The organism is Dyella dinghuensis (assembly GCF_003977615.1).
Taxonomy (GTDB): domain Bacteria; phylum Pseudomonadota; class Gammaproteobacteria; order Xanthomonadales; family Rhodanobacteraceae; genus Dyella_B; species Dyella_B dinghuensis.
Window position 1 is genome coordinate 43,767 of sequence record NZ_RYZR01000005.1, and the last position, 24,292, is coordinate 68,058.

Below are 24,292 nucleotides of genomic sequence, written 5' to 3' on the forward strand. Positions count from 1 at the left end.
CCAGACAGGCCGATAGAACACTCAACGATTCTCACCCGGACTTGGGGAAGTCTGGGGGCGGCCATCGCAGGGGGTGTGCCATGATTTTGACTGTTGTAGAAGAACTGATGCTCCACAACAAAACCTGCCCGCAATGTGGTGCAGGTGAACCATGTCTTGTTGCCGAGCATATTCAGGATTGTTGGCCTCAGCGTGTTGCCTCACAGGCGGCAGCGGTTCTTTCAGAGATCGCCGCCAGCGTTGTTGAAGAGCAACCCGTTATGGCGGCTCGCGTTCGCGTGCCGCAATTCAGCAGGTTTGGCTGACCTTCGCGTCAATCCGATGATGCATCGGTGATGCGCAACGCTCATCGGTGTGTCATCGAACGCCGCAAGTAACTTGCGGCGCGTCCTCGCGTGAGCTGCTTCACTGACATGTGTTATGGCCAAGCCATACATTTCTTGCGTATGCGCAAATACTACAAAAGGGTTCATGCCCGATACGGCTCGATAAACAGCCCGTTAGCAAAGCATGAATAAACCCCTATCGCGCCGCGCTGTTTTCACTCCGGATTGATATCGCGCGACAAAGACTCAAGGCTCCCAAAAGCCATGAGGATCCGTCCGTGAAAAAGACGATGACTTCATTGACCATCGCGCTAGCGCTGGTATGTGGTGTCGCCACGGCGCAGCAGGCCATGACTGAGCAGGATGTACGCGCCGACCTTGCGCAGCAGGGTTACAACGACGTGCACGATGTGGATTTTCATGACGGCGTCTGGACGGCTCGCGCCAAAAGCGGCGATGGCACGAAGGTGAAATTGCGCATCGATCCAACGACGGGACGCGCCTTTCCGGACTCGCAGATTTCTCGCCTGAGTGAATCCGACGTTCGCGCACAGCTCTCGACTGACGGCTACACACGCGTTCACGACGTCGACTTCGGTAACGGCGTGTGGACGGCGAAAGCAGAAAATCAGAACGGCAAGGATGTGAAGCTGCAGATCGATCCGGATACGGGCCGAATTATCGGCAGCAATTGATCGATCGCCGATTCTCACTGTGATAACACGAGGATTGACCATCCTCGCGTTGTTTGCATCTCACAGCGATGTCGTCAGGTTGGTAACCCAGTCGGGCAATATCCCGATGACGATGGCCTCCAGAGCGTGATCGGTGCCGGTGATGATCAGTACACCGACCAGTAACATCAATGCACCCAATATGCGTCGGCCGCGCGTGCTGGCATTCATCAATCTGGCACGCCAGCGCGACATCAACTTCTGTGTCGCCATGGCCATGGCGACCAGCACCGTCGCGATGCCGAGCGCAAAAGCCAGCATCACAAAAGCGACCTCGCCAAGGTTTTTACCTTGCGCAGCCAGCACGGTCGCAGCACCGAGTGTCGGCCCAACGCAGGGACTCCACACCAGACCAAGCAATACGCCAATGCCTGCTTGTCCCGCTAAACCGAATCGTTCCAATCGCGCCTGGCGTTCTCCCGCCCAGCTCGCGAGCGGCCCCATGATGTGCTCAAGCCACCCCTGCGCTCGCGGAATCAGCAATGCGATGCCTACGAGAAGCAAAAGAATGGCGCTTATCTTGCGAACCCGGTCGCCATCCAATCCAATCGAAGCACCGACAGTCGCAATAAGAAAACCGGCCAGCGTGAACGACGCGACCAGCCCGATCGCCAGCGCGAGTGGCCCAAAGCGATGACGTTGCGCTGCACTACCCAGCACGATGGGCACCAGCGGAATCACGCAGGGCGACAAGATCGTCAGCACGCCGGCTGCGTAGGCAACAAGTGGATTAAGGCTGCCGCTCATAAATACCTGACCAGGCAGGCAACGCCGATAAACATGTGCTCGTCTCCGTAGACATCTGTTGCCTGTGTCTTCGACATGCGTCGTATTGAAGTTACATTTCTCATCGGTGTAACCCGCGCCGTGCTTCCATCGAATAATGGTTTGACGACCAACGCAAGGCCCGACCCATGCACACACTTCGAATGCTCTCGCTTGCCGCGATTGGCTTGGCTTTCACATCTGTCGCCCTGGCTGCGCCGATTCAACCTTTCAGCACGGCTGCACTGAAAGCAGCGCAGGCAGCGGGGGAACCTGTCTTGGTGGACGCGTATGCGAGCTGGTGTCCGACCTGCCGCAAACAGGCACCGACCATCGACGCGATGGCCAAGGATCCCGCCTTCGCAAAACTCGTGATCCTTCGACTTGATTACGATAATCAGACGGCTGAAAAAAGCGCCCTGGGCATCACACAGCAAAGCACGTTGATTGCCTATCACGGTGCCAAAGAGGTCGGACGAACCGTGGGCATCACGGATCCCGAGCAGATCAAATCGCTGGCGCAATCGGCGCTGCAATAACGGCAAATCCTGTCGATAGGACAGCACGCTGAGTTCGTTCTATGCTGGCCCTCGCCAACACGAGGGCTGGCCATGCGCATTGCCAATGTCTTGCTCACCATATCGTTGATCGCCGTAAGCGGATGTGCGTCGACGGACGCAACGCACGCTCAGGCAAGCGCAACGTCGTCATGGATCAGTTATGCATGCGCGGATGGACGCGTCGTGCAAGCGGCGTATCCGGACACCCACACCGCGCAGGTCAAGATCGATGGTCAGACCCATACCCTGAACATCGCGATGTCCGCGGATGGAGCCCGCTACACCGGCGATGGCTGGCAATGGTGGACCAAGGGCATGCACGACGGCAGCCTGGCCCCCTTGGCAGCGAGCGAAACGATTGCGAACGCACCCGGCGTGGCCTGTCACGCCCCCTGATCTCACTTCGTTCTAACAAATGCGGCCCCAGTCATCGGAGCGACCACTGGCCGCCACGGTAATGACGCATAGGAATAACCGTCGCGTCATCGACGGCGCGCATCCTTTTGCCATCGGAAATGGAGTATCTCCCGATGGAGTCGCAGTACGTTTTTCCGTCCAGCCGTGGCCTTTTTCGCATTGTGAAACACGGTCACCGCTGGCGTTCGCTGGTCGAGGCGCTGGAAGTCGCGCGCCACGATTCGGCAGAAGCCGCCCTGGAAGCCTTGCGCATCGCCTGGCCACAGGCGCGTCTCCCACAGACTTTGAGTGAATGGCGTTACGTGGGTGAATCCACCGCGTTGCCCCATGCACGGTTGGCGCGTGCCACCAACACATTCAGAACTGCCGGCGTCGATCCTTCGCAAGCGCGCGTAAGTCGTTCGCGCCGTGCATGGAACCGCCCACACCGTGGCGTGACCGATCATGGATGATCGGTTGCTGCCTTCTCTCGCGGATCAATCCTTCGCGTTGATCACGTCGAGGAAATCGCGGCCATAGCGTTTGAGTTTTGCTTCGCCGATGCCGCTGATGGATGCAAGGTCTTCTTCCGTCTCCGGCAGTGCACGCAGCATGGCCAGCAAGGTTGCATCGTGGAAGATGACGTACGCGGGCACGCCATGTTGCTTGGCCAGCCTCGCACGCAGTGCACGCAGTGCTTCCCACATCGGCTGCTCGTAAGCCTCGATACCCAGACTCGCACCCGTCACCAACTGACTGTCGCGGCGACGCGATGCCTTGCGCGCAGGGCGCGTTTCTTCGCGCATGTGCACGGATTTGTTGCCGACCAGCACATCGCGGCTGGTTGCGGTAAGACGCAACGTGCCAAAACCTTCGGCATCCGTCGCAAGCAGGCCACTCGCCAACAACTGCCGGAACACGGAGCGCCACTGCTTCTCATCCATGTCGGCACCAATGCCGAACGTGGTGAGCCGATCGTGACCGAGTTGACTCATGCGCTCATTGTCGATGCCGCGCAGGACATCGATGACGTGCCCGGAACCGAAACGCTGTCCACTGCGATAGACCGCTGAAAGCGCCTTCTGCGCCGGCACCGTCGCATTCCAGGTTTTTGGTGGCTCAATGCAGTTGTCGCAACGCCCGCATGGACCATGAAAATCCTCGCCGAATGCACCCAGCAGCACTTCGCGACGGCAACGTGTTGCTTCGGCATACGCAAGCAAGGATTCAAGTTTCTGTCGTTCGACGCGCTTGCGTTCATCCGCAGATTCGGACTGCGCAATCATCTGGCTCATGGTGACCACGTCGGACAGGCCGTAAATCATCCACGCGTTGGCCGGCAAACCATCGCGACCGGCACGACCGGTCTCCTGGTAATAACCTTCCATGCTGCGCGGAAGATCCAGGTGGACGACAAAACGCACGTCGGGCTTGTCGATGCCCATGCCGAACGCCACCGTGGCCACCATCACCACACCGTCTTCGCGCAGAAAGCGTTGCTGATTGAATGCACGCTTCGCAGCATCGAGACCTGCGTGATAAGGCAATGCCTCGATACCCGCATCGGAAAGCCACTGCGCCGTTTCGTCGACTTTACGGCGGCTGAGGCAATACACGATGCCTGCATCGCCACGGTGCCCTTCGAGAAAACTCGTGAGCTGGCTGCGCGGATTATGCCGCTGCGCGACGATATAGTTGATGTTCGGGCGATCGAAGCTGGAGACGAACTGACGCGCCTGCTGCAACGCGAGCCGCTCGACAATCTCCTCGCGCGTGCGCGGATCGGCCGTTGCGGTGAGCGCGATGCGCGGTACGTTCGGAAAGCGCTGATGCAGGATCGTCAGTTCGCGGTATTCAGGGCGAAAGTCGTGTCCCCACTGCGAGACGCAATGCGCTTCGTCGATAGCAAATAGCGCGACTTCCGTGCGTTCGAGCAGATCGAGAAAACGCGAGGTAAGCAAACGTTCCGGCGCGACATACAACAAGTTCAATTCGCCCGCCAGCAATTGCCTTTCCACCTCGCGCTGTTGTTGCGCGTCCAGGCTGGAATTGAGATAGGCCGCGGCAACACCTGCTTCGCGCAAGGCATCGACCTGATCCTGCATCAATGCAATCAAGGGCGATACGACAATGCCCGTGCCTTGTCTGAGCAAAGCCGGAATCTGGTAGCACAACGACTTGCCGCCGCCCGTTGGCATGAGCACAAGCGCATCGCCGCCGTCGGCAACGTGTTCAACAATGGCTTGCTGAGGATCGCGAAAACGGGTGTAACCGAAAACGCTCTGAAGAATGTCGAGGGCGGTGGCAGGCATCCCTGCCATGCTAACAAACTGCGCCACCGCACTCACGGATGCCATGTGGTTGCGCGGAATGGAAGCGCGTCATCGCCATTCCCGAAACACCGTCCGATTACGATTCGGGCATGCCCCAGATCGCGTGATCGATATCCGCATCCAGGCCGAAACGCGACAGCGGCACGCGGCCGTTCTTCACTTCCACGCCTTCTGCCTTCAGCAGACGGCATTGCTCGCGATAACCGCGACTGCCGGGTGCCATGGCGATCTGACCGCTGGAGCGCAGTACGCGGAACCACGGCAAGACCATGCCATCGGGCACCTCGCCCAAGAGTCTTCCGACCAGCCGCGCCCTGCCCGGCAATCCGGCGCGCGCGGCAATGGCGCCGTAGCTGGCGACGCGCCCTGGCGGAATGGCCGCGATGGCAGCGAAAACCCGCAGATATTCCTCTTTCATGACAGTGTGCCCGTTTGGGGTACTCGGATGAAGCTTACGCAGACGTCGGCAGCAACCAGAGAAGTCTTCTTCATATCATGCCGTGTACGCAAAATTACCGCAGTCGTGGCACAGTATCCGTCCACCCGCTTTCTGTACGGACCGCCGTATGCATCATTTCGAAGCCGTACGTTCGCTTGTCGGCAGCCTGCATACCTTGAGGCAAAACGATCCGTATCTGATCAGCTTCGATCTGGTGCTCCCGCAAGGCCGCCATCAAGGCATTTACCTGGCGGAACTGGAAGATGAAACCGGACGGCGCTATCTGCGCATTTCCACACCTATCGGTCCGCTGTCAGGCACCGACCCCAAGCGTTGCCTGCGTTTCAACTGGGAGCAGCGCAACGGTTTTCTGGCTGTGACCGATCTCGATGGATCGCCGTACCTGCATCTGTGTGAAAACCGGCCATACGATCTGCTCAATCAGCAGGAACTGCGTCGACTGATCGATGAACTGGGCACGCTGGGCGATCAACTGGAGCAGGTGATCGTCAACGGCGGCGACTCGTTCTGATCAAAGCCAAAGACGCGCCACAGAAACGAACGCGTAAGCGAGCAGCGCCGTCACCGGCAGCGTGAGAATCCACGCCCACACCATGCGCTCGACTACCGACCAGCGAATGGCATTGAAGCGTTTCGCTGCGCCCACGCCCATGATCGACGACGAGACCACATGCGTCGTCGACACCGGCAAACCGAATGCCGATGCAGCAAGAATCACCATCGCGGAACTGCCTTCCGCAGCGAATCCATTGATCGGATGCAGCTTCACCATCTTGTGACCCAACGTCTTGATGATGCGCCAACCACCGCCTGCCGTACCCGCGGCCATCGTCAGCGCACACACCACCGCCACCCATGACGGCACGGCAAAACCGGTCGCCGTCGGCGCATGAATACGCAGGAAAGAAAGCCAGGAAGGCAAGCCATCGAACTGCCCCGCCGTCGTCGCGCTGGCGAGCGCGAGCGCGATGATGCCCATGCTCTTTTGCGCGTCGTTCATGCCGTGCGCCAAGCCCATCGCGCTTGCCGACACGATCTGCGCCTTGCCGAAGAAGCTGTTGACGAACGGCGTGCGCCCCAGATAGCGCAGAAAATTCTTTTGGCTTGCGAACCACGAAAGCAACGCGTAGAGCAAACCCATCAGCAGGAAGCCCAGCACGAAACCCATCAACGGCGAGACGACCATGGGCACCACCACTTTCGGAATGACGCCCTTGCCGTCCCACCAATGCGCGCCCTGCGCCCAGATCACCGCGGAAAAACGGCCGCCCGATGCCGCAATGGCTGCGCCCACCAGCGAACCTACCAAGGCGTGACTGGAGCTGGAAGGCAAACCCAGCCACCACGTAAGCAGATTCCAGACGATGGCCGCCAGCAACGCGCAAATCAGCAATTGCGGACCCGCTTCCACCACACCGGTGTTGACGATGCCCGCAGCGATGGTTGCCGCCACCGCCGTGCCCCACAACGCACCGATCATGTTGGTGATCGCAGCCAGCAGCACTGCCTGACCCGGCGTCAGCACTTTGGTCGCCACCACCGTTGCGATGGAGTTGGCGGTGTCGTGAAAACCGTTGATGTAGGTAAATGCGAGCGCGATCAGCACGACCGCAGCGACAAGGCCCAGACTCATGCGCCGACTCCCGTCGGGCAATACCATGCATAAGGGAAAGCGTGCACGGCGTTGTCCTCAGGAGTTCTTCAACACGATGGAATAAACGATGTTGCCGACGTCGCGGCATTTGTCGATGGCTTTCTCGATCAACTCGAACAGATCCTTGGCAAGCATCGCGCGCATGGGATCGTCGTTTTCGATGTAAAGCGTGCGATACGGCACCAGCAGCAGGCGATCGCCTTCCGATTCCAGCGTCTGCAAACGATCCTGCAGTTTCTTCACCGGGCCGATGCGCAAACCGTGCCGCAGCTCGCCGATCATCTGCGCGACGACTTCGGCCGAACGCGCGAGCACCAGCGTGCGCTGGGCGAAATCCACACCGGTGAGACGACTGGAGACAACCTCGTAGCGCTCGGCGAATTTTTCGATCGCCTTCGGAATCTTGTAGAGCGAGGTATTGAGCGCCTCGATATCTTCGCGATCCAGCGCGGTAACGAAAGTGTTCACCAGCTCTTCGCTGATCTTCGAAGCGAGCGCCTTTTCGCGCGCCCGAGCCGATGCGAAAGCCGCCATGACCGGCGCGCGATCGGCCTGCGTCACCAGTTCGTGCAAGGCCTTGGCGCTTTCGAGAGCCGCTTCTGCGCTCTCCTCGAGCAGGCCGTAAAACTTGTCGCCTTTGCCGAAAATGGTCTGGAGTGAAAACATGCGGGCAGCGCCTGAACCGGGAAATGGGGGCAAATGTGACGCGCATGTTACAGGACGCGCCTGCCGCGCCGCACCACCGGCGGCCCCGGGTGCCTTACACTCCACCCATGCCCGCATCTCCTCTCGCACTGTCGCGATGCTGACAACTATCGCGCTCGTCCTCGTCCTCGCCCTGTGTAACGGCTTCTTCGCGCTTTCGGAGATGGCCCTGGTCGCCTCGCGCAAGAGCCGCCTCAAGCAGATGGCTCGCACGAGCCGGCGCGCCAAGATCGCGTTGCGCCATGCCGAAGCGCCCGAACATTTCCTGTCCACGGTGCAGGTCGGCATCACACTGGTCATGCTGATCACCGGTGCGGTGGCGGGCGATGCGATCGGCTCCCACATCGCCGTCCTGCTGAACAACGGCGACTTGGCGTGGCTGGCGCCGTATACGCGCATCATCGGCATCGTGCTCGGATTCGTCGTGATCTCGTTCATCCAGATCGTGATTGGCGAGCTGGTGCCCAAGCGCCTGGCGCTGTCGGCACCTGAAAAAGTGGCCTCCATCGTCGCGATGCCCATGCTGGTGCTTTCGCGTGCCACGGCTCCGTTTGTGTGGACGCTCAATCGATCCAGCACCGTGCTGCTGAGACTGATGCGCGTAAAAGACCGTGGCGAAAACGCAGCAACGGAAGAAGAGATCCGATTGCTGGTGGCCGAAAGCACCGAACAAGGTGTGCTCGATGCCGACGAACAGGCGATGGTCAATCGCGTGTTGCGCCTGGGCGACCGCACGGTAGACAGCGTGATGAGTCCGCGCACACGCATTGCGTGGCTCGATATCAATGCACCGCTATCGGAAAACCTCGATGTGTTGCGGCAAACGCCATATTCGCGTTATCCGGCTTATCGTGGCGATGAGAGCGATATCGTCGGCGTGGTCGAAGTGAAGAGTTTGCTTGGCGGTATTACGGCCGGAAAGCTCGATCTGTTTCGCACCTTGGCCAAGCCACTGTACGTTCCCGCTACCGCGCGAGCGCTCGATCTGCTCGAAGAATTCCGCGATGCCGAAACACCCATGGCGCTCGTCGTGGACGAATACGGCGATATCGAAGGCGTGGTGACGCTCAACGATTTGCTCGCTGCCGTGGTGGGTGCGAGCCAGCTTGGACACGGCAAGGAAGAAAGCTCGCCGATCGTGCAACGCGAAGACGGCAGCTGGCTGGTCGACGGTGCAATTTCAACCGACGATCTGCGCGAATTGCTACATGTGGACAAGCTGTACGGCGAAGACGAGCATGAATTCCGCACTGCGGCGGGCATGGTCATGGCTGCACTGGGACACATTCCGCAAACAGGCGAAGTGTTCGAATGGCACGGCATTCGATTCGAAGTGGTCGATCTGGATGGCGCGCGTATCGACAAGCTGCTGATCACGCCGGCACCGAAAATCGAAGTTGCCGACGACGAGCAGTAGCGACGCGAGCGACAACGATTTTCCTCCTCTCCCCTTTGGGGAGAGGACCGAGGTGAGGGGACACTCTCGCGATTACGTGGGTGAGGGGACACTCTCGCGATTACGTGGCCGATGGGTGCATTGAACCATCGCTTCCGCAAGATTGGCCCCTCACCCCAACCCTCTCCCCAAAGGGGAGAGGGAGTCCCGCACGCTTTATTTCTTCTCGCGAGCCAGCTGCGCCATCCGCTGCGCATCGGCAAGAATCCCGTGCAGCATGCGCAACTCGCGTTCGTCCATTTGCGCACGCTGAAACAGTTTGCGTAACCGCAACATGATCGTCGTGGCGGCCCGGCCTTTGTGGAAATCGATATCATCCAGCGTTTGCGCCAGATGTTCGTAGAAGCGTTCCATTTGCGCGGCATCGGCCGGCGGCTCGTCATGCAACGGCGGCGGTGCGGAAATGTTTTCGCCGAGCCATGCAACGCGCAATTCGTACGCCATCACCTGCACGGCCTGTGACAGATTCAGCGAGCTGAAATCGTCCACGCTGGGAATGCGCACCATCGCGTGACAGCGAGCCAGCTCTTCGTTTTCCAAACCCGTGCGTTCGTTGCCGAAGACAAACGCCACCTGCTCGCCACGCTGTGCGGCCGCCAGTGCCTGCATCACGCCCTCGCGCGGCGTCAGCTCGGGCAGGTTCACGCCGCGCCGACGGGCAGACAGGCCGAAGGCCAGATTGGAGCCGGCCAGGCCTTCGATCAGCCCCTGATGGACCCCAGCTCCCTCCAGCACATCGTCGGCCCCAGCCGCCATGGCCGAGGCCTCGCGGTCAGGGAATTTATGCGGCGCCACCAATTCCATGCGGGTAAAACCCATGGTCCGCATGGCCCGCGCCGCGCTGCCGATGTTGCCCGGATGCGAGGTGCGGACGAGGACGAAGCGGAAAAGACGGGCGAGATCGGGGGCGGTCATGCGGATCGGATGGCTGGCAAACGGCTGAAAAGGATAGTGGAGATGGCGCCTTTTGGCCGCCAATACCCGTTCCGGGCCCGTCCGGCGCGCCACTCTGCTAGAATCCGCGGCCGCTAACCCGTTCTTTTGCCAAGCCAAAGCCATGACCAGACCCGCCGTCAACGTCGCGGTACGTGCCGCACGCTCCGCTGGTAACGTAATCCTGCGTTACATGAACCGCATCGACGGTCTCAACGTCGTTGAAAAACAACGCATGGACTTCGCCTCCGAGGTCGACAAGCTGGCTGAGGCCGAGATCGTCAAGGAACTGCGCCGCGCCTACCCCACTCACGCCATCCTCGCCGAGGAAAGTGGCGCGATGGGTAAAGGCCACTTGGTCTGGGTGATCGATCCGCTCGACGGCACGCACAATTACCTGCGCGGCATTCCGCACTTCAGCGTCTCGATCGCCCTGCTCGACAAGGGCGAGCCGGTGTACGCCGTGGTGTTCGATCCGTTGCGCGATGAGCTGTTCACCGCCAGCAAGGGCGATGGCGCATACCTCAACGATCGCCGCATGCGCGTGACCAAACGCGAGAACCTCACCGGCGCCATGATCGCGACCGGGTTTCCCTACCGCCAACGCGCGAATCTGGATTCGCAGCTGGCGATGACGCGCGCGCTGCTGTCGCAAGCCGAAGACATTCGCCGCTCCGGTTCGGCCGCATTGGATCTGGCCTACACCGCAGCCGGCCGCTACGACGGATTCTTCGAAATCGGCCTCAAGCCATGGGACATGGCAGCGGGTGCGTTGCTGGTGCGCGAAGCCGGCGGTCAGTACTGCGACTTCGCCGGCCGCGACGGCATTCCCGAAAGCGGCAATATCATCGCGGGCAATTTGCACGTGGTGAAGGCCATGACGGAAGCCATCGGTGCCAACGCCACGCCATCGTTATTGAAGGCCTGATGCAGGCCGAGAAAAAAGGCGCCGAAAGGCGCCTTTTTTGTTCACGTGGCCGACGCATCGAGCAACCCGATGTTGTAGGTCATGCCGAACGGATCGCGAACGTAGCAACGCGGCACCGCTGGGTTTTCCTCCAGCAACGTACATCCCGCCGCGAGCAATCGTTCCTTGGCGGCTTGAACATCCGGCACCAGAAATTCGAAAACCGGACCGTGCGACTTGCCTCTCTCGATGTAGAGGCGAAAGGCACCCGCTTCGAAACCGACCATGTTTTCGCTGCGCTGGACAATCTCCAGCCCCAACGAGGTTGCGTAAAACCTGACGGCCGCATCCCAATCTTCCGTGCGGATGATGATGTCGCGCGAAGAGCGAAACCCGTTTGTCATGGCAGTCACCCGATGCAAGGATCACGATCTGGTTGATTTCGCTGATACGGCTAACAAGAACCTACGCGTGCTCGCCTTTACTCAAGACGGTATCTGTCTTGCGACGACTTCGAAATGCTGCACTTCCGGCTCGAATTCCAGCAGAAAATCGGCGTCTTCCGGGTAATACTTCGCTTTCAGAATATCGTCGCCGGCAAAATCGCGGATCGCCTTTTCCGATACCCAATGCGTCATAGTCAGAAAGTGAGTAACATCGCCTTCCTCGCGACGCAGAACTGCAACGTCGATATTGCCAGGGACCGAACGATAGTCCGGGATGGCACGCTGCTCGAGAAACACAGCGTAGCGATCGGCGCGTTCGCGAGATGTTCGGCCATGCCAGATGCGACAGATCATCACGTTGCCTTTTAACAAAGCTGTATTGAGATCACTGACATCAACCATACGCCGCTATGCCGGCGAATGGCAGACCGCTTCGATATTGTTGCCATCCGGATCAAGCACGAAGGCGCCGTAATAGTGCTCGTGATAGTGCGGGCGCACGCCCGGCGCGCCGTTGTCGCGGCCGCCAGCCGCGATCGCGGCTTTGTAGAACGCATCGACGAGTGCACGGCTCGAAACGCGAAACGCCACATGGACAGGCGGATTGTTCGGCACGCCCTTGTATATCCAGAAATCCGGCTTCGGCGGTTCGCCCAACCCCGCGACATCGGTGTGACCGGTCACTGACGCGGGAAATTCCATCAATAGCGCATAACCAATCGCAGACAGCGCCTTGGTGTAAAACGCTTTGCTTTTATCGAAATCGCTTGCGGAGACGCCGGTGTGATCGATCATGCTTGCTCCGATGATGTCCAAGGCAGCTATCGTGAAAACGACGAACTTAGACTACTTCGAATACATTGCAATCAAAGCACGCTAAGGCTGCTCGCGCAAAAAGGTGCGTAGAAACGGCACCGTAATACGCCGCTGCGCCGCCAGCGATGCCTGGTCCAGTCGATCCAGCAGATCGAGCAACGCGCCCAGATCGCGCACATAACGGGCAAACAGCCAATCCAGCACCGCATCGTCCAGTTCGATGCCACGCAATGCTGCTTGTTGCTTCAACACTTCGCGGCGTTCTGCGTCGTCCAGCGGTTTGAGCGCGAATTGCGTGCATGCACCAAGCCGCGAACGCAAATCAGGGAGTGTCAGTGACAACTGCGCCGGCACCACTTCGGCCCCGAATAGAAGCGCCGTTCCTTCGGCTCGCGCACGATTGTATAGATCGAACAATGCATGCTCGGCATCGGGTTGACCTGCCAGTGCGTCAAGGTCATCCAAGGCAAGAAATTCGCTACCCGCCACGCCGCGAATGACCGATGCATGATCCTTCAACGTCTTCAACGGAAGGTATTGAACCGTGCGCCCCGCTTCACTCGCGCTCTGACATGCAGCAAGCAGCAGATGGCTCTTGCCGCTGCCCGATGGGCCGCTCAAGTACAACCATGGCGCGCCGCTCTTTGTTGCAAGCTCGCGAACAGCAGCAACCGCCGCGGCATTCGCGCCAGCATGAAAATGTTCAAAACGCTGGCGGCGTGGCCAGCGCAGAGTGAGAGGCAACTGCGCGGTCATGGCTTGTGCGGCCGCTCGCCTTCAATAACATGCGTTTCGGTTTTCACGTCGCCTTGCGTACCTTCGGTGATCGTGACATCCACTTCGGCGATTACCGTATCGGGCTCGCCTTCTTCGGTATACAGGTCGCTCTGTTTGTAGCGCTGCGCCAGATAACGCAGCAGCACGAGAATGACCGAGGCAGCCGGCAGCGCCAGCAATACACCGAGGAAACCAAACAGATAGCCACCGGCCAACACCGCGAAAATCACCGCCACCGGATGCAAGCCGATCTTCTCGCCGACCAAGCGTGGCACCAGCACATAGCCTTCCAGCAACTGGCCAACGACAAACACGCCGATCACCATCAGCAAATGCGTCCAGTCGCCGTGTTGCACGAGCGAGGCGATGATCGCTGCGGCGAAACCGGTGATGAAACCCAGATACGGAACGAAGCTGAGCAGACCCGCGACCATACCGATCAGCGGACCGACCGAAATACCAACCAGCGTCAACGCCACGCCGTAATAGATGGCAAGCGCCAACATCACCAGCAATTGACCGCGCACGAATGCGCCAAGCACGGCGTCTGCTTCGCGCGCCAGATGCGCAACGGTGGGTTCGATCGAGCGCGGCAGCATGCGGTCGATCCACACGACGAGCCGGTCCCAATCGCGCAGCAGGTAAAACCAGACGACCGGAATCAGCACCAGATTGGTCAACCACATCACCACACCAAAACCGGAGCGCGACAAGGTGCCAAGCACACTGCCGATGGACCCGATATGTTCCTTGATCTGCGCCATCAACCGATCGGTATCGAACGCATTGGGGTCCAGGTGCAGCTTTGTCTGCAGCCACGGCATGGCCACATTCCTCGCCCATTCCACGTAATGCGGAAAGTTCTCCACGAGGTTTTCGATCTGACGCGCAATCAAAGGCACCAGCAGCAGCAGCGTGGCGACGATCACGAGAATCAGCACGACAAACACGATGCTGACGGCCAGTGTGCGCCCAATGCCAAGCCGCTCGAGCCGATTGGCGAGCGGGTCGCCAAGATACGCGAGCATCGCGGCAATGGCGAAGGGCATCAGCACCGGCGCGAGCAGCCAGATAAACAGCGCGATCACCACGGTGATCGCCAGCAGTTGCCAGCGGCGGGAGGTCTCTTGGCTTATGGACACGAGTAGCTCATGAGTGACAGCCGGGTGCGGAAGGCAAGTTTGGCTTATGTGGCGGCGGGTTCAAAGCATTCGGCTCAGGACGCATGCCGCGCCTGCCATGCACGGTGCGACCAGCGCACGACATAGTCCAGGCCACTGACAACGCACAAGCCAGCGACCAGCCACATGAATGCGTAAGAGGACGGCGCAGGCCAGCGCGCCAGCGCCATCAGCACGCACACCAGATAGACGATCTGCATGAAGGTGCAGGCTTTGGATAACAGGCTCGGTTGCGGATAAATGCGCCCGATCAGCAAGCGCCACAGCACTGCGCCGGATGCAATGAGCAGATCGCGCGCGCAGACGATCAGCGTGAGCCACCAAGGCACCTCACCAAGCCACGCCAGAATCACGAAGCAGCTGACCAGCAGCAATTTGTCGGCGATGGCATCAAGCATGCCGCCAAGGCGACTCTGCCAGCCGTAATGGCGCGCCAGAAAACCATCGACGCCATCGGACACACCGGCAACGGCAACGAAAGCGAGTGACGACGACCAGCTCCGATGCAGCAACAACCAGCAAATGGGTGCGACCAGAACGACCCGCAGCATCGAAATGGCGTTAGGCAGATGCCGCCAGGGCGATTGCGACGCAGCGGGCATCGCGGCAACCATGGTCGTCTCAGTGCAGCCAGCGCAAGGTTACGTCGGCACCGTCGTGCGAGGTGCCCTGCATCATGCGGCCGCCGGCAGTGAGGTTCGCAGACAGAGTCGCCAATGGCGTTCCCGCTTTGACATCCAGCATCACGCCGTCGTCCTGCGCACCGAGCGTGCTGATTTTTTGCACGGTGGGATCGGCGCGCAAGGTGGAAAGCAGGTTGGCGTAATCCATCGCCGAATGCAGACCCGATACCCAAAGCTTGCCGTCGACCTGACCGGCGCCGATCACGTTGAGCGTCTGACCAAGACGATCCGTCGCGCTCTTGCCAGCGTCTGCGAACATCGCATCTTCACTGGTGCCTTGCGTGCTCCAATGCTGCGCGACACCGCCGCTGATCAAGGTCCAATCGGCGCTGCCGTTGTGCATGTCACCCATCAGCACGAGGCCGGTTTTGTAAATGCGCGTAATGGCAGCGAGCGCTGCCGGATCCGCACCGGCCAGCTGGCCCACATCGGGCAGCTGCGTGGGGTCAGCATACGTCACCTGATAACCGTGCTTGCTCACGGCATCAGCCAGCCCACCGAGATCGTCTTTGCCGAGCACGTTGCCGTCGCTACCGCGCACGACCAGCAGCACGGGCGGCTTCACGCCGGCGGCGGTCGCCCCCATCGTCGTAACGACACGCTGGACGGCACCCTGATCGAATGTCACCGCCAGCGTCAGGCTGGGCGGATTGCCAGGTCCACGCTGGTACTGGAAGACTTTCACGATACCGGCGGCATTCTGCATGGCATCGTCGTAACCGGCCTTGCCGCGCAGATCCTGGCCGCCTGACACACGCGCCAGCACCTGCCCCAATGCCGCTGAGAAGGCCTGCGTACGCTGCGCATCGCTGGTGTCAGTGACAGGCACCACCACGGTGTACGGCGACGTTGGCGGCGGCGGAGCGGCCTGACTCAAGGCGAGCTGCGGCAGGCCGGCGATCAGGCCAAGCAGCAAAGTAGCGAACAGCAAGCGTGTCAGGCGCATGGGTGGCCGGGCTCAGGGCGGGGGATTTGGGTCGAAGTCTGCCCAATCCGACCCCTAACGTCTATCATTGGACGTTTTCCGTGACGCAGGTTCCACCATGTCCGACGCCCTCACCTACCGCGCCGCTGGCGTGGATATCGATGCCGGCAATGCCGTGGTCGAACGCATCAAACCGCTGGTCAAGCGCACCTTCCGTCCCGAAGTGATGGGCGGCCTGGGCGGTTTCGGCGGTTTGTTCAATCTCGGCACGCGCTACAAGGAGCCGGTGCTGGTCTCCGGCACCGATGGCGTCGGCACCAAGCTCAAGCTTGCGCAGCAACTCGGGCGCCACGACACGATCGGCATCGACCTGGTCGGCATGTGCGTGAACGATGTGTTGGTGCAAGGTGCCGAACCGTTGTTCTTCCTCGATTACTTCGCGACCGGCAAGCTGGATGTCGATACCACGGTTGCCGTGGTCGGCGGCATCGCCAAAGGCTGCGAACTCGCCGGTTGCGCGTTGATCGGCGGCGAAACCGCCGAGATGCCGGATATGTATCCGCCGGGTGAATACGATCTCGCTGGCTTCACCGTCGGCGCCGTGGAAAAAGATGCGCTGCTCAGTGGCGAGGGCATCGTTGCGGGTGATGTGATTCTGGGCGTGGCATCGTCAGGTCCGCATTCCAACGGTTATTCGTTGATTCGCAAGATTGTCGAGCGCGCGGGCAATCCGTTCGATCTGGATATCGGTGGCGTCACGCTCGCCGATGCACTAATGGCGCCGACCACGATTTACGTGAAGCCCATGCTGGAATTGCTGAAGTCGGTGCCGGTGCACGGCATGGCGCATATCACCGGCGGCGGTTTGAAAGAAAACATTATTCGCGTGGTGCCCGATGGCCTGGGCCTGAAGATCGATGCGTTGGCCATCAAGCTGCCGCCGGTGTTCGAATGGTTGATGCGCGAAGGCAACGTGGCGCGCGAGGAAATGTGGCGCACCTTCAATTGTGGCATCGGCTTCACCATTCTGTTGCCGCGCGATGCGGTGGATGCGGCGTCCGCGCTGCTCGCCGAGCATGGCCTTGCAAGCTCTGTGATTGGCGAAGTCGTGAAAGCGACGGGCGACGAACGCGTCCACATTGGCTGAAGCGCTTTACTCCCTCTCCCCTCCGGGGCACGCGGAGAGGGGCCATGGATGGCCCAGGCTTTGAGGAGCGAGGAGAGGGCTGGGGTGAGGGGCCAACCTCGTCACGCGCTACACATCGTCAGCCATGAATCACTTCGATCTCGTGCATTAACGTCCACTTTCGCAAGAGTGTCCCCTCACCCCAACCCTCTCCCCGGAGGGGAGATGGAGTAAGAGCTGAAAGCCATGTCTTCACCGCTTCGCATCGCAGTACTCGCTTCCGGACGCGGCAGTAATTTCGCCGCGCTGCTGGCTGCGCGCGAACGTGGCGAGCTGTCGGCTGATTTCGTTTTGTTGGCCAGTGACAAACCCGATGCCGCGGCGTTGCAACTTGCGCGCATGGCTGGCGTGCCTACGCTGTTATTGGAACCGCACGATTACGCCGAACGTCGCGACTACGACGCCGCCTTGTTCGAACGCATCGCTGCCAGCAAACCGGACGTATTGGTGCTTGCGGGTTTCATGCGCATCATCGATGGCGATGCGTTGAAACCGTGGGTCGGCCGGATGATCAACATCCACCCGTCGCTACTGCCGAAATATCGCGGCCTGCATACGCACCGCCGTGCGCTGAAAGCCGGCGATACCGAACACGGCGCCAGCGTGCACTATGTCACCGCAGAACTGGATGGCGGCCCCGTCATCGCCCAGACCGTGCTGCCGATCGAAGCCGGCGATGACGAAAACACGCTCGCGACCAAGCTTCTACCGTTGGAGCATCAACTGCTTGCAGCGGTCGTTTCGCTCATCGCTGATGACCGCCTGGCGCTCACCGACAACGGCATCGCCTTCGATAGCGAGCCACTTCGCAAACCCTTGCGGTGGCATGACGGAAAGCTCACACGCTGACTCCGTGTTTCCGCAACGAGTCGTTCAGGATCGCTGCGTACACTGCCGATCCATGCGCACACTCAAACTCTCCCGAACCCTGCTCGCCGGCCTCACGCTGGCTACCTTCACCACCGCTGTGTTTGCATCGCCGCCGAAGTCGTTCACCGCGACTTATCAGGTACTGCGCGATGGCGAAGCGATGGGTCAGGCAACCATCACGCTGAAATCGCTCGGCAATGGCGAGTACGAATACAGCAACCAGATGAAAGGCACCTCTGGATTGGCCGCCATGCTCGGCGCCAACTCCAATGCCGTGACACGTTTCCGCTGGCACAACGACACGCTGGAAACGGAAAACTACACATCCAAAGTCAGCGCACTGAAAACCAAAGAGCGCACGATGCAGGTGAACTGGACCAGCAATCAGGTCACCGTCACCGACAACAAAGGCACGAATAACTACGCGGCAGTCCCAGGCATGGTCGACGGGAATACCTTTCCGCTGGCATTGGGTCTCGCATTGGCCAGTGGCAACCAGAGCGTCACGCTACCGGTCGGCGTGAAACAGCAGGTCGAGCATCAGCAATACAAAGTGCAGGCATCGGAATCGGTCCAGGTTCCTGCGGGCACCTTTAACGCCGAACGCGTGGCCCGCACGGATTCGGACAAACACTTCGAAGCGTGGTACGTGAAGCAATACCCGCTCCCGGTGAAGCTGGTGCAAACCGAAGGTGGCGATCTGACCATGCAGCTGAGTCAATTCAGCGCCAACTGAGCAAAAAAAACGGGCCGCATCAGCGGCCCGTTTCGTATGCGACCGTCACGTCGGCAAGTCAGGTCGGCAAGCGTCGAATCTTCGCGCCTAGCGTGCTGAGTTTCTCTTCGATGTTCTCGTAACCGCGATCGATGTGATACACGCGATCCACGGTCGTATCGCCTTCCGCAACGAGACCCGCCAGTACCAGACACGCGGATGCACGCAGGTCCGTGGCCATGATCGGCGCGCCACTCATCTTGTCCACGCCCTGGATGATTGCAGTATTGCCTTCAAGACGGATATCCGCACCAAGCCGCTGCAATTCGTGCGCGTGCATGAAGCGGTTTTCGAACACCGTCTCGGTAATAACGCCCACGCCTTCCGCGACGCAGTTGAGCGCGGTGAACTGCGCCTGCATGTCGGTCGGGAATGCCGGATACGGCGCGGTCGTGATATTCACCGCCTTCGGGCGGCGACCCTGCATATCCAGCTCGATCCAGTCCGGACCGGTCGAAATGTGCGCGCCGGCCTCTTCCAGCTTGGCGAGCACGGCATCGAGTGTGTTGGCGCGAGCATTACGCGCACGAACCTTGCCGCCGGTCATCGCCGCACCGACCAGGAAGGTGCCGGTTTCGATGCGATCGGGCAGCACTTCGTACGATGCGCCGTGCAGACGTTCGACGCCGTGAATCACCATCGTCGATGTGCCGGCGCCTTCGATCTGCGCGCCCATCGCGTTGAGGCAATTGGCCAGATCGACGACTTCCGGTTCCTGCGCCGCGTTTTCGATGATGCTGGTGCCCGATGCAAGCACGGCCGCCATCATCACGTTTTCGGTGCCGGTGACCGTGACCATGTCCATGACGATGTGCGCGCCCTTCAAGCGCTTCGCACGTGCCTTGATGTAACCATTCTCGACCTCGATCTCCGCACCGAGCGCCTGCAGGCCGCGAATGTGCTGGTCGACCGGACGCGAACCGATCTGGCAGCCGCCCGGCAGCGAGACTTCCGCCTGACCGAAACGCGCCACCAGCGGACCGAGCACCAGGATCGAGGCGCGCATGGTCTTTACCAGCTCATACGGCGCGAAATAGCGATCGGCAGAACGTGGGTCGACCTGGATCTTCATGCGGTCGTCCAGCACCAGCTGCACGCCCATCTGGCCGAGCAGTTCCATGGTGGTGGTGACGTCGTGCAGATGTGGCACGTTGCTGATCGTGACCGGCTCGTCAGCCAGAAGACAGGACGCGAGAATCGGCAGCACGGCGTTCTTGGCGCCGGAGATACCAACTTCCCCACGTAGCGGCTCGCCGCCGCTGATCAGAATTTTTGCCATCGGGAATCCTTCAAAAGCGAATGTCCGGGGAGCGCTGCAGCGACCGTCAACGGCGCGCGGCGACTTCCTCCGGCGTAAGAGTCTTGAGCGCGAGCGCGTGGATGGCGCCCCCCATCAGGTCGCCCAGTGTGGCGTAGACCAGGCGATGACGCGCCAGGGGCAGCTTGCCCGCGAACTGCGCCGCCACCACTTCAGCCTCAAAGTGCACACCGTCGTCGCCTTGCACGTTCACTTGTGCGCCGGGCAGGCCGTTTTCAATCATTGCCTGGATGCTGGCTGCGTCCATTGTTCTTCCACTGCGGGGGATCCTGAACGCCGGCACCCCTTTGTTAAGAGGTCAGCCATTGGCGTCAGGCATCAAGATAGAATGCGAATATGCCATGTTAATGGAAATCTGCTGTCGCAGAAACGACACGGGGTGCCCCAACCACGGCGAGCACCCCCTAGCCGTCAACGAGGACGCATGAACGCACCTATCGCCAAGCCCAAGTCCGCCCGGGTGGATGCCGCCGCCATCGTGCGCAGCGCACGCACCGTGATCGCCACGGAAGCGGCCGCCATTCGCGCGCTTGAGCCCCGCATCGACGATGACTTTGTCGCCGCTTGCGGGCTGATCCTGGGCTGCAAAGGGCGCTTGATCGTCACCGGCATGGGCAAATCCGGCCACGTGGGCCGCAAGATCGCCGCCACCATGGCCTCCACGGGTACCCCGGCCTTCTTCGTCCACCCGGGCGAAGCCAGCCATGGCGACCTGGGCATGATCCTGCCGCAGGACGTGGTGCTGGCCCTGTCCAACTCCGGCGAAACGGACGAGATCCTCTTCATCCTGCCGGTGATCAAGCGCCAGGGCATCCCGCTGATTGCCATCACGGGCAACCCGGATTCCTCCCTCGCCGGCCAGGCCGACGTGCACCTGGACGCCGGTATTTCCGCCGAGGCCTGCCCACTGGGCCTGGCCCCGACCGCCAGCACCACCGCCGCCCTGGTGATGGGCGATGCGCTGGCCATCGCACTTCTTGAGGCCCGCGGGTTTACCTCTGACGACTTCGCGCGTTCTCATCCCGCCGGCAGTCTCGGACGGCGTCTGTTGCTGCACATCAGCGACGTGATGCACACGGGCCCCGGCATCCCCACGATCTCGCCCGAAGCCAGCCTCACTGAAGCCTTGATGGAAATGACACGCAAACATTTGGGCATGACCGCCGTGATCGACAGCGATCAGCGTCTGCTCGGCGTGTTCACCGACGGTGACTTGCGTCGCGCTCTGGACGACGACGGCGTCGATCTGCGCAATGCCAAGGTCAGCGATCTGATGACGCGCGGCCCGAAGGTGATCAGTGCCGACAAGCTCGCCATCGAAGCGGCGCAGCTGATGGAGAAGTATCAAATTCACGCCCTGCTGGTGGTCGATCACGATCAACGCGTGGTGGGCGCCCTGAACATTCATGACCTGCTGCGCGCGCGCGTGGTCTGATCGGAAAAAAGCATGCCCAAGGATTATCTCGCCGACCTTCCCGCCGATCTGCTTGCACGCGCCGCGAAGATTCGTCTTGCCGCTTTCGATGTGGATGGCACGCTGACCGATGGCCGCCTGCTGTATAGCGAGAGCGGTCACGAAACCAAAGTCTTTCATGTGCACGACGGTCTGGGCATGAAGCGCTTGCAGGCCCATGGCATCGAAGTGGCGATCATCAGCGCACGCATCAGTCACCCGGTGGCCTTGCGCGCCGAAGAACTCGACATCGCCCACGTTTATCAAGGGCAGAACAACAAGCGCGAGAGCCTGCAACAAATCATCGAAGCGTTGAATCTGCAGCCCGAACAAGTGGCGTTCGTCGGTGACGATCTTCCGGATATTCCGGCAATGCGCATTGCGGGACTCGCCATCGCGGTCGCCAACGCGCATCCCTGGGTGGTCGAACAGGCGCATTGGCAGACGCGTCTTGGCGGCGGCTTGGGTGCCGTGCGCGAAGTGTGCGATCTGCTTCTGCACGCGCAAGGCAAAACGTCCGCAGAGAAGGAGCACTGGCGGTGAATCTGCGCCAATACCTGCGCGACAATCGAATCACGGTGGCCATTGTTGTGCTGGCCGTCCTGGCGCCTGCGAGCTGGTTTCTCGAACGCTGGGTGGAAGGACCGCCTGCGGTGAACGACTTCGTCGGCCCACCTGTTTCCGACTACGAGCTTTACACCTCCAAGGTGTGGAGCTACGACGTAAACGGCATGTTGAATTTCATCATGACCTCGCCCCGCATGAACCGCCGCGGCGGCGATGAGTCGCTGTACATCAATGCGCCGGAGTTCACGATCATTTCCAAGAAGCCCGGCATCCCCAACTGGCGGGGAAATGCCCCTTTTGGCTGGGTCAACAAATCCGGGACGCTGATGCGCCTGGATAATGCGGTCTACATGTGGCGACCTGCCTATGCGCAAGGTCCCATGGCAACATTATGTACCTCCAATGTCACTGGCTGGCCGAAAGAGAACCGCATGGAAACCGCGGATCCGGCCACCATGACGCAGGGTGCAAGCGTAATGAATGGCGTCGGCATGCGTGCCAACCTCAACGATAACCATCTGGAGTTGCTCCATGACGTGCACGGCACGATGTATTCCAGCCAGAACAACGCTACGGCTAAGCCTGTTGACTGCCGGGCTCTTCTTGCTTCTGCAACCGGCGCTGGCACGGCAGGATGATCGCAACCAGCCGATCAACGTCGTGCATGCCAACAGCATGGATGGCTACAACCAGCCCAACTCCATCAGCACCTTCACGGGGAATGTCCTGATCACTCAGGGAACCATGAAGCTGACGGGTCAGCTCGCAAAAATTTACACGGCGAAGGAAGACACCTCCGTCGATCACATCATTGTGACCGCAACGCCGCAGAAACAGCCGCACATCGAGCAGATCGACGACAACGGCAACCTCATGACCGGCGACGCGGATCAGTTGTATTACGACAACGTCAACAGCATCGCCATCCTCACCGGACACGCGCATGTGTGGCAGCAGAACAAGGGCGAGTCGTTCGGCGCCAAGCTCACCTACAACACGCAGACCGGTTACATGATCGGTGAAAGCGGTAACGAAGGTCAGGTACACATGACCTTCCTGCCCAAGCAGAAACCGTTGCCCCCGCCGAAGCATGGCGCGGCCCCTGCACCGGCGGCCGCGCCGGCCAAGCCCGCTGCAAAAACCCCGGCGGCAGCTACTAAACCGGCCTCCGCCTCCAGTTCACCGGCACCTGCCAGCAGCGCGCCGAGCAAGGAATAAACGCTACATGCTTTCCGCAGAAGGTCTGCAAAAAAGTTTCCGCGCGCGCCAGGTGGTGCGTGACTTCCAGTTCTCCATTCGCCAGGGCGAAGTCGTAGGGCTGCTCGGCCCTAACGGTGCCGGTAAAACGACCTGCTTCTACATGATCGTGGGTTTGATCGAAGCCGACGGCGGCCTGATCAAGCTCGACAAGCAGGACATCACCGGCCTGCCCATGCACGCGCGCGCGAAGCTGGGCATTGGTTACCTGCCGCAGGAAGCATCGGTATTTCGCAGACTTAGCGTGTCCGACAACATCATGGCCGTGCTGGAATTGCGCGAGCCGGATCAGCGCAAGCGCGACGCGCAGCTGGAAAGCCTGCTGGACGAATTGAAGATTTCGCACATCGCCGGCCAAAAAGGCATCAGCCTTTCCGGTGGCGAACGCCGCCGCGTGGAAATTGCCCGCGCGCTGGCCGCCGAACCGCGCTACATGCTGCTGGACGAACCCTTCGCCGGTGTGGACCCGATCTCGGTCGGTGAAATCCAGCGCATCGTGCGCCACCTCAAGGAACGCGGCATTGGCGTGCTGATCACCGATCACAACGTGCGCGAGACGCTGGGTATTTGCGACCGCGCCTACATCATGAATGAAGGCGAGGTGCTTTCGCGCGGCACGCCGGCCCATATCCTGGCCGACGAGAAAGTGCGCGAGGTCTATCTGGGCCGCGAATTCAGGCTCTGAATTCAGGCACTAAGTTGCGCCGTGTCACGCTCGTGCAATGAGCCACCCCATCCGGGCATGGGGGCTATGGCCGCCGCTCTATTTATAGGGTTAGGATGACCCTAAACTCGTTCCCATGGCAGGC

At 60.5% G+C, this 24,292-nt stretch carries 31 protein-coding genes; 16 read left to right on the plus strand and 15 right to left on the minus strand.

Annotated elements, in window-relative coordinates:
- Positions 1-80: 80 nt before the first annotated feature.
- Together EKH79_RS07700 and EKH79_RS07705 are read left to right on the plus strand one after the other, a co-directional pair.
- The gene (locus EKH79_RS07700; protein ID WP_126673225.1) at positions 81-305 is read left to right on the plus strand and encodes a hypothetical protein; all 225 of its coding nucleotides are present in this window, start codon (positions 81-83) and stop codon (positions 303-305) included.
- A 299-nt stretch (positions 306-604) separates the two neighbouring features.
- Positions 605-1,021: a PepSY domain-containing protein gene (locus EKH79_RS07705; protein WP_233590239.1), complete on the plus strand. Its 417-nt coding sequence runs from the start codon at positions 605-607 to the stop codon at positions 1,019-1,021.
- 60 nt (positions 1,022-1,081) lie between these two features.
- On the opposite strand, the gene EKH79_RS07710 is transcribed toward EKH79_RS07705, so the two are convergent.
- Positions 1,082-1,807, minus strand: coding sequence for a cytochrome c biogenesis CcdA family protein (locus tag EKH79_RS07710; protein WP_126673226.1), 726 nt, complete (start codon positions 1,805-1,807; stop codon positions 1,082-1,084).
- Positions 1,808-1,974: 167 nt separating this feature from the next.
- On the opposite strand from EKH79_RS07710, the gene EKH79_RS07715 reads away from it, so the two are divergent.
- The 3 genes from EKH79_RS07715 (at position 1,975) to EKH79_RS07725 (ending at position 3,254) form a co-directional block, all read left to right on the plus strand.
- Complete coding sequence (locus EKH79_RS07715; protein WP_126673227.1) at positions 1,975-2,364, plus strand: thioredoxin family protein; 390 nt, start codon at positions 1,975-1,977, stop codon at positions 2,362-2,364.
- 72 nt (positions 2,365-2,436) lie between these two features.
- Positions 2,437-2,781, plus strand: coding sequence for an MliC family protein (locus EKH79_RS07720; RefSeq protein ID WP_126673228.1), 345 nt, complete (start codon positions 2,437-2,439; stop codon positions 2,779-2,781).
- Positions 2,782-2,915: 134 nt separating this feature from the next.
- Positions 2,916-3,254, plus strand: a complete 339-nt coding sequence (locus tag EKH79_RS07725) for a hypothetical protein (RefSeq protein ID WP_199754200.1) — start codon at positions 2,916-2,918, stop codon at positions 3,252-3,254.
- Positions 3,255-3,278: 24 nt separating this feature from the next.
- Here the strand turns inward: EKH79_RS07725 and recQ are convergent, their stop codons facing one another.
- Together recQ and EKH79_RS07735 are read right to left on the minus strand one after the other, a co-directional pair.
- Complete coding sequence (gene recQ, locus EKH79_RS07730; RefSeq protein ID WP_126673229.1) at positions 3,279-5,093, minus strand: DNA helicase RecQ; 1,815 nt, start codon at positions 5,091-5,093, stop codon at positions 3,279-3,281.
- A 97-nt stretch (positions 5,094-5,190) separates the two neighbouring features.
- Complete coding sequence (locus EKH79_RS07735; RefSeq protein ID WP_126673230.1) at positions 5,191-5,532, minus strand: MGMT family protein; 342 nt, start codon at positions 5,530-5,532, stop codon at positions 5,191-5,193.
- Positions 5,533-5,680: 148 nt separating this feature from the next.
- Here EKH79_RS07735 and EKH79_RS07740 point away from each other — a divergent pair, with 148 nt between their 5' ends.
- Positions 5,681-6,085 carry a hypothetical protein gene (locus EKH79_RS07740; protein WP_126673231.1) on the plus strand — a complete coding sequence of 135 codons (405 nt, stop codon included), beginning with the start codon at positions 5,681-5,683 and terminating at the stop codon, positions 6,083-6,085.
- Here EKH79_RS07740 and EKH79_RS07745 read toward each other — a convergent pair whose 3' ends face one another.
- Both EKH79_RS07745 and EKH79_RS07750 read right to left on the minus strand, forming a co-directional pair.
- Positions 6,086-7,207, minus strand: a complete 1,122-nt coding sequence (locus EKH79_RS07745) for an inorganic phosphate transporter (protein WP_199754202.1) — start codon at positions 7,205-7,207, stop codon at positions 6,086-6,088.
- Positions 7,208-7,264: 57 nt separating this feature from the next.
- Positions 7,265-7,894 (minus strand): DUF47 domain-containing protein, encoded by a 630-nt coding sequence (locus EKH79_RS07750; RefSeq protein WP_126673232.1) that lies wholly within the window; start codon positions 7,892-7,894, stop codon positions 7,265-7,267.
- A 136-nt stretch (positions 7,895-8,030) separates the two neighbouring features.
- On the opposite strand from EKH79_RS07750, the gene EKH79_RS07755 reads away from it, so the two are divergent.
- Positions 8,031-9,350 (plus strand): hemolysin family protein, encoded by a 1,320-nt coding sequence (locus EKH79_RS07755; protein ID WP_126673233.1) that lies wholly within the window; start codon positions 8,031-8,033, stop codon positions 9,348-9,350.
- 195 nt (positions 9,351-9,545) lie between these two features.
- Here the strand turns inward: EKH79_RS07755 and EKH79_RS07760 are convergent, their stop codons facing one another.
- A complete protein-coding gene (locus tag EKH79_RS07760) occupies positions 9,546-10,304 on the minus strand; it encodes an RNA methyltransferase (protein WP_126673839.1) in 759 nt (252 codons plus the stop codon).
- Positions 10,305-10,446: 142 nt separating this feature from the next.
- On the opposite strand from EKH79_RS07760, the gene EKH79_RS07765 reads away from it, so the two are divergent.
- Positions 10,447-11,250, plus strand: coding sequence for an inositol monophosphatase family protein (locus tag EKH79_RS07765; RefSeq protein WP_126673234.1), 804 nt, complete (start codon positions 10,447-10,449; stop codon positions 11,248-11,250).
- A gap of 41 nt (positions 11,251-11,291) precedes the next feature.
- Here the strand turns inward: EKH79_RS07765 and EKH79_RS07770 are convergent, their stop codons facing one another.
- The 7 genes from EKH79_RS07770 to EKH79_RS07800 form a co-directional block, all read right to left on the minus strand.
- Positions 11,292-11,633, minus strand: coding sequence for a VOC family protein (locus EKH79_RS07770; RefSeq protein WP_126673235.1), 342 nt, complete (start codon positions 11,631-11,633; stop codon positions 11,292-11,294).
- Positions 11,634-11,714: 81 nt separating this feature from the next.
- Entirely contained in the window at positions 11,715-12,077 is a 363-nt protein-coding gene (locus EKH79_RS07775) for an antibiotic biosynthesis monooxygenase family protein (RefSeq protein ID WP_199754203.1), read from the minus strand.
- 6 nt (positions 12,078-12,083) lie between these two features.
- Positions 12,084-12,470, minus strand: a complete 387-nt coding sequence (locus EKH79_RS07780) for a VOC family protein (RefSeq protein WP_126673236.1) — start codon at positions 12,468-12,470, stop codon at positions 12,084-12,086.
- An 81-nt stretch (positions 12,471-12,551) separates the two neighbouring features.
- On the minus strand, positions 12,552-13,247 hold the full coding sequence (gene hda / locus EKH79_RS07785) for a DnaA regulatory inactivator Hda (protein ID WP_126673237.1): 696 nt from the start codon (positions 13,245-13,247) through the stop codon (positions 12,552-12,554).
- Positions 13,244-14,410 (minus strand): AI-2E family transporter, encoded by a 1,167-nt coding sequence (locus tag EKH79_RS07790; protein WP_126673238.1) that lies wholly within the window; start codon positions 14,408-14,410, stop codon positions 13,244-13,246. Before EKH79_RS07790 ends, hda begins: the two co-directional genes overlap by 4 nt.
- 74 nt (positions 14,411-14,484) lie before the next feature.
- Positions 14,485-15,063 (minus strand): CDP-alcohol phosphatidyltransferase family protein, encoded by a 579-nt coding sequence (locus EKH79_RS07795; protein WP_126673239.1) that lies wholly within the window; start codon positions 15,061-15,063, stop codon positions 14,485-14,487.
- A gap of 7 nt (positions 15,064-15,070) precedes the next feature.
- A complete protein-coding gene (locus tag EKH79_RS07800; RefSeq protein ID WP_126673240.1) occupies positions 15,071-16,078 on the minus strand; it encodes a DUF2066 domain-containing protein in 1,008 nt (335 codons plus the stop codon).
- Between the two features lie 97 nt (positions 16,079-16,175).
- Between EKH79_RS07800 and purM the strand changes: the two genes are divergently transcribed.
- The 3 genes from purM to EKH79_RS07815 all read left to right on the plus strand — a co-directional run bounded on the left by purM (position 16,176) and on the right by EKH79_RS07815 (position 18,849).
- Positions 16,176-17,204 (plus strand): phosphoribosylformylglycinamidine cyclo-ligase, encoded by a 1,029-nt coding sequence (gene purM / locus EKH79_RS07805; protein ID WP_126673241.1) that lies wholly within the window; start codon positions 16,176-16,178, stop codon positions 17,202-17,204.
- 225 nt (positions 17,205-17,429) lie between these two features.
- Entirely contained in the window at positions 17,430-18,092 is a 663-nt protein-coding gene (gene purN, locus EKH79_RS07810; RefSeq protein ID WP_126673242.1) for a phosphoribosylglycinamide formyltransferase, read from the plus strand.
- Between the two features lie 52 nt (positions 18,093-18,144).
- The gene (locus tag EKH79_RS07815; protein ID WP_126673243.1) at positions 18,145-18,849 is read left to right on the plus strand and encodes a DUF3108 domain-containing protein; all 705 of its coding nucleotides are present in this window, start codon (positions 18,145-18,147) and stop codon (positions 18,847-18,849) included.
- A gap of 58 nt (positions 18,850-18,907) precedes the next feature.
- Here the strand turns inward: EKH79_RS07815 and murA are convergent, their stop codons facing one another.
- Both murA and EKH79_RS07825 read right to left on the minus strand, forming a co-directional pair.
- A complete protein-coding gene (gene murA / locus EKH79_RS07820; RefSeq protein WP_126673244.1) occupies positions 18,908-20,167 on the minus strand; it encodes a UDP-N-acetylglucosamine 1-carboxyvinyltransferase in 1,260 nt (419 codons plus the stop codon).
- Positions 20,168-20,213: 46 nt separating this feature from the next.
- Positions 20,214-20,453, minus strand: a complete 240-nt coding sequence (locus EKH79_RS07825; RefSeq protein ID WP_126673245.1) for a BolA family protein — start codon at positions 20,451-20,453, stop codon at positions 20,214-20,216.
- Positions 20,454-20,630: 177 nt separating this feature from the next.
- On the opposite strand from EKH79_RS07825, the gene EKH79_RS07830 reads away from it, so the two are divergent.
- The 5 genes from EKH79_RS07830 to lptB are packed head-to-tail and all read left to right on the plus strand — an operon-like array spanning position 20,631 to position 24,168.
- On the plus strand, positions 20,631-21,641 hold the full coding sequence (locus EKH79_RS07830; RefSeq protein ID WP_126673246.1) for a KpsF/GutQ family sugar-phosphate isomerase: 1,011 nt from the start codon (positions 20,631-20,633) through the stop codon (positions 21,639-21,641).
- A 12-nt stretch (positions 21,642-21,653) separates the two neighbouring features.
- The gene (locus tag EKH79_RS07835; RefSeq protein ID WP_126673247.1) at positions 21,654-22,202 is read left to right on the plus strand and encodes a KdsC family phosphatase; all 549 of its coding nucleotides are present in this window, start codon (positions 21,654-21,656) and stop codon (positions 22,200-22,202) included.
- Positions 22,199-22,864 (plus strand): LPS export ABC transporter periplasmic protein LptC, encoded by a 666-nt coding sequence (lptC, locus tag EKH79_RS07840; RefSeq protein WP_233590240.1) that lies wholly within the window; start codon positions 22,199-22,201, stop codon positions 22,862-22,864. The genes EKH79_RS07835 and lptC overlap by 4 nt, the downstream gene beginning before the upstream one ends.
- Entirely contained in the window at positions 22,830-23,444 is a 615-nt protein-coding gene (gene lptA, locus EKH79_RS07845; protein ID WP_233590241.1) for a lipopolysaccharide transport periplasmic protein LptA, read from the plus strand. Before lptC ends, lptA begins: the two co-directional genes overlap by 35 nt.
- 7 nt (positions 23,445-23,451) lie before the next feature.
- The gene (gene lptB, locus EKH79_RS07850) at positions 23,452-24,168 is read left to right on the plus strand and encodes an LPS export ABC transporter ATP-binding protein (protein ID WP_126673249.1); all 717 of its coding nucleotides are present in this window, start codon (positions 23,452-23,454) and stop codon (positions 24,166-24,168) included.
- The last annotated feature ends 124 nt before the right edge of the window (positions 24,169-24,292 follow it).